Origin of the sequence: uncultured Agrobacterium sp., assembly GCF_913777885.1 — a bacterium.
Classification (GTDB): Bacteria; Pseudomonadota; Alphaproteobacteria; order Rhizobiales; family Rhizobiaceae; genus Agrobacterium.
This window is the reverse complement of record NZ_CAJYTV010000010.1, coordinates 1-4,805: the sequence shown is the minus strand read 5'-3', so window position 1 is coordinate 4,805 and position 4,805 is coordinate 1. Positions and strand designations below refer to the sequence as shown.

Sequence of the window (4,805 nt, the reverse complement as noted above, 5' to 3'; positions counted from 1 at the left end):
GTACGCTGATGCCGCGCTGGAGCATCAGGTTGCCACGTCAGCCTGATGCTCACAGGAGACGGCTAACCAACGACGACTATCTCCTCTGAAACGATCCGGCTGACCGACGCTAGATCGATGAAGTTGGCATGATCGGGGTCGACCACCTCTTGAAAGGCTTCGCAAGTGTAGAGTGCATTCAGGTCGTCAAGCGAGTCGAACCATGCCTCCACGACTGCATCGAAGGTCGGCTCTGGCCAGCCAGGTGCGGCAACGGGATAGGATACGACAAATCGTCTAATTTTGTCCGCTTCGGGAAGGTTGAAAAGTAGCGGTGCGTGGATATCGCGCCGGTAGTCTTTGAACTCCTGCATGCTCATTCCCTGACGACGGCGAAAGCCGATCAGCATCTTGATCATATCTGTGCGACCTCATGTTTGCGTTTTACCGAGACACAATCTAGCACCGTACGCTGAGACGAACTATGCGTCTCAGTCCATTTAACATTCGCGATCGTCCCACGTTGATGTCACAAGATCCCCTGTCTGACGTGCTGTCGACCCTGTTCCCGGTCACTCACGTTGCCGGTGCATTCGATCTGGGCGGAGCCTGGGCGATACGGTTTCCAGCCCATGACGGGCTCAAAGTATATGCCGTTGCCTCGGGTCGGGCATGGTTAAGTGTCGAAGGCGAGGCAGTGCCGCTGTGCCTTTCGGCGGAGGACTGTGTGATCCTGCCGAGTGGCCGATCCTTTACCATCGCGCGCGATCTTTCTTTCGCGTCGACAGGTATCGACAAGATACCCGAAGAGGCATGGAGCGATCGCACCGCGACCATAAACGGCGGTGGAGATACGGTCTTGCTGGCTGGGCATTTCGCCTTCACGGGTCCGCAGACGGCAATGCTGCTCGGTGCGATGCCCAGCATCCTTCCCCTTCGTGACGCTGCGGGCCAAAACGGCCTGCGCTGGCTTCTGGAGCGACTGCGGGAAGAATTATCGGCAGAGGCGCCGGGCCACATTTCTGCCGTACGTCACCTGTCTCATTTGCTGCTCGTTGATACGCTGCGCCACTACTTGAGCCAAAGTGCGGGACGCACAACAGGCTGGCTCTTTGCCCAATCCGACCCACAGATTTGGCGGGCGGCGCAGGCTATCCACGCCGATCCATCTCATCCATGGACAATCGCCAGGCTTGCAGCGACCGCGGGCATGTCACGTTCCAAGTTTGCGGAACGCTTTCGGAGTTTAACTGGGACACCCCCGATGGAGTATGTGACACGCTGGCGTATGGTTCTTGCTCAACAGCGCCTGAGAAACGGAAGCGACAGGATAGCGGCCATCGCGTTTTCGCTTGGCTACACGTCGGAAGCTGCATTCAGCACCGCATTCAAGCAGGTACACGGTTGCGCACCGATGAGGTACAAAAACGCCGAATGTTCTAACGCGGGTACCTCAAGACGCTGATTGGTTACCTGCAGTGGCAGCCGATTTTTCAACTCTGTCTCAAAATACCATCGCTTTCGGGACAGCGGCGGACGGCAGCTCACAGTTGAACCCGCCGTTCGGCGAGGCCCCGTATTTGGCTGTTTTGTCCCATGCGCCGTAAGGGCGGCCCCTCGCCCGAGCGAGGAGCCGACAGGTCAAATCTCGGTGTTCTCGGCGAGGGCAAGTGCGTCTTCCACATCGATGCCGAGATAGCGGACCGTGTTCTCGATCTTGCTATGGCCGAGCAGGATCTGGACAGCTCGCAGATTGCCGGTTGCCCTGTAGATGATTGATGCCTTCGTTCGGCGGAGCGAGTGCGTACCGTATTCACTTCGCATCAGACCGACCCCTGTCACCCATTCATCGACAAGCCTGGCGTACTGGCGAGTGCTGAGATGCCCATCACGATCGACTCGACTGGGGAAGACGTAGTCGTCCACCGTGCCGCCCCGCCGCTCCAGCCAAGCCAGCAGGCTGGCGCGAGCATCTGGAAGTAGCTCGAACTGAACCGGTCGGCCTGTTTTCTGCTGCATGACAATCGCTCGCGTTCGGACTTGCCCGCTGCTGACAAGGTCGCCGATCCTCATCTGCACCAAGTCGCAGCCTCGGAGTTTGCTGTCGATCGCCAGATCGAACAGCGCCCGATCTCGCAGGCGTCGACGCTGATTGAGATAGAACCGAATTTCCCAAATCTGCTTCGGTTTGAGGGCACGCTTCGCACCGACGGTTCTTCCGGCATTCCAGACTTGCCGCTTTGTGACGGTGCGCTCGGTTTCAGGCATCTCCATGATCGTTCTCCAATGGCCAGATCGGCCATCGGAAGAACGCTTGCGGGTATGACGGTCTGGTATTGCTCGGGTGCCTATGCCGACCAATTGTGGACATTCGACGACCCGGGGGTGACCGCGTCCTATGGGCCGGGTAGGTGATAAGGCTAGTGGCGATCGGAAGTCGATCAGCCCCAAGGAGAGCCCGGATGCTTTTTCACACCATGGTCGGATCGAACGACATTGAACGGTCGAAGCGCTTCTACGACACGGTGCTCGCCACTTTGGGGGCAGGCGAAGGGGCGCGGAACATCGCCGACAGCGGCCATACGCGGCTGATCTATAATAATGGCAACGGAACCAACTTCATCGTCAGCCAGCCGATTAACGACGAACCGGCAAGCGTCGCCAACGGCAGCACCGTCGCCTTTTCGTGCAACTCGCCTGAACAAGTGAAGCAGCTTCATGATACCGCGGTCGCCAACGGCGGCACCTCGATCGAAGCCCCGCCCGGCCCGCGCAATACGGCATCGCTGGGAACAGTCGAACTCGCCTATTTTCGCGACCCAGACGGCAACAAATTATGCGGAATTCATTTTCCTGCATGATCTGTCCAACACGGGTTCGCTTTTTACCCTAGCGGACCCGGGTTTTGCGATCGCGAGAGTGTCCGCTTCCCACCGTTTTCCGCGATAGCGGCTCTCGACCAAAGCCGGTCGTTCCTAGTAGACATATCGACGTTCGCTCATGCCAAAAGCAGACTTTCGTTGGCCATGATCAAATCGCAGTGTCATCATAATGCCGATGGCACTGAAGCACGATCTTCTCGAAAAAGGGTATCTACCCGAGAACCTACCGCCGACTTTCGTGACGGCTGCTATCGGCGCCAACCTTGCGGCTCGCAACGAATGGCTCACCGACGGGAGGCATCCGGTTAGGTCATCTCCGTTCAACGCGTCCAAACGAGGGATGACGCGTCGCGAAGTTTCGTTCGTCCATCCGTCGACAGCCCACGATCTCGCGCGCTTTGTTGCCAACCGGGAGGCGGAGCTCACGCAGCATTTCGCGCTGTCAAATTTCAGCCTGTCCAAACCCGTACACAACCCAGATATGGACAGGGCAGTAACGATCGCATCGCATTCCGAGCTCGAAAGCGCTCGGCTATCGCGTCTCGCTCGGTATCGCTTCGTCGCGCGGACTGACATCTCGCGATTCTACCACACGATCTACACCCACTCGATTCCTTGGGCCGTACACGGGCGGACCGCCGCAAAGGCGGACCGCAATCCCGCGTCCGCGAACTGTTACGCCAACCGTCTCGACCTAATCGTTCGGGCAGGGCAAGACGGCCAGACGATTGGCGTTCCAGTCGGACCTGACGCGTCGAGATACGTCGCGGAGGTGATCGGCACCGCGATCGACCAAGAATTTGTCCGCCGCGGCGGTCATCAAAACTGCGACCTGATACGGCACGTCGACGACGTTTGGATCGGTGCCGACACCCACGCCGCAGCCGAGGAGGCGCTGTGGCGTTACAGGGAAGCCATTCGGTTTTTTGAGTTGGACATCAACGAATCGAAGACGGCGATTCACTCCGATAATTTTTCCTTTTCCGACACATGGCCGACTGACATCGCCGCCAAGTTCGAGTTCGCAAGCAATTCGCTTGATCGACGCATTCCGGAGCGACTTCGTGCAGCGCTTGAATACGCTTTCTCGCTCACCTCGGAAAACAACGACGACGGGGTTCTCAAGTACACCCTTCGCTACTTGGATCGGTCGAACCTCGCCGCCACCCAATGGCCTGTTGTGGAACCCTTCCTCAAGCGCGCTGCGGTGCATTTCGGTCATTCCATCGACTACGTCGCCCGAATGATCGTCTGGCGCCACTTGGCGTTCCGCGACCTCGTAATCGCCGACTGGTCGCCGATCCTGGTGGCGATACTGGATCGGCACGGGCGCCTCGGAAACGATGGTGAAGTGTCGTGGGCACTTTATGCCGCGATCCGGCTCGGCATTGAGATCCCCATCAGAACGGCCAATCTGATTGTTCAGAACTGCGGTCCGCTCACTGTGATGGCGCTGCTCTCCTGCGTCGAGCAGACTCTGGTCTCACCCGCCGTATTTGAAGCTGCCGCTGAGATCGTCACGAACGAAACCGGGGCTGGACCCTACTGGCCGTTGCTTCTGGAATGGCGGTCGCGACGCTGGGCAGGTAGCGCAAACCTAACGCTCGGAAACGAACTCATCGAGGATCTCGCTCAGCAAGGTATAACCCTGTTCGCACCCAATAGACTTCCGAGCGTCTTCCAGGATCTCGACGAGAACGACTTCGGCTCAGTGGCGTTCGCCATCGAAGAGCGCTCAAGCCAATATGACGACGACAATGATGAGGAGGAAGACGATGACCTCGACGAGGATGAGGATCAGCCCTTCTGATCGGCCATTCGTTCTATCATCGGGCATCCCGACTATCTAGCGGCACTTGGATTGGTCGGGAGAACGTGCTGAAATTTTTAAACAATTTTGTCTCGGTCGACCGGGTCAGTTGTGGCACAGCTTCATGAATACAG

At 58.1% G+C, this 4,805-nt stretch carries 5 protein-coding genes; 3 read left to right on the top strand and 2 right to left on the bottom strand.

Annotated features, from left to right (window positions below; genetic code table 11):
* Positions 1-62: 62 nt before the first annotated feature.
* Positions 63-398, bottom strand: a complete 336-nt coding sequence (locus QZ869_RS08495) for an EthD domain-containing protein (RefSeq protein ID WP_058717124.1) — start codon at positions 396-398, stop codon at positions 63-65.
* 107 nt (positions 399-505) lie between these two features.
* Between QZ869_RS08495 and QZ869_RS08490 the strand changes: the two genes are divergently transcribed.
* Entirely contained in the window at positions 506-1,444 is a 939-nt protein-coding gene (locus QZ869_RS08490) for an AraC family transcriptional regulator (RefSeq protein WP_296103994.1), read from the top strand.
* Between the two features lie 176 nt (positions 1,445-1,620).
* Here QZ869_RS08490 and QZ869_RS08485 read toward each other — a convergent pair whose 3' ends face one another.
* Positions 1,621-2,253, bottom strand: coding sequence for a tyrosine-type recombinase/integrase (locus QZ869_RS08485; protein ID WP_055786118.1), 633 nt, complete (start codon positions 2,251-2,253; stop codon positions 1,621-1,623).
* Positions 2,254-2,441: 188 nt separating this feature from the next.
* Here QZ869_RS08485 and QZ869_RS08480 point away from each other — a divergent pair, with 188 nt between their 5' ends.
* Positions 2,442-2,840, top strand: coding sequence for a VOC family protein (locus QZ869_RS08480; RefSeq protein WP_039097455.1), 399 nt, complete (start codon positions 2,442-2,444; stop codon positions 2,838-2,840).
* Positions 2,841-3,036: 196 nt separating this feature from the next.
* Positions 3,037-4,671 (top strand): RNA-directed DNA polymerase, encoded by a 1,635-nt coding sequence (locus QZ869_RS08475; RefSeq protein WP_296103989.1) that lies wholly within the window; start codon positions 3,037-3,039, stop codon positions 4,669-4,671.
* Positions 4,672-4,805 lie beyond the last annotated feature (134 nt).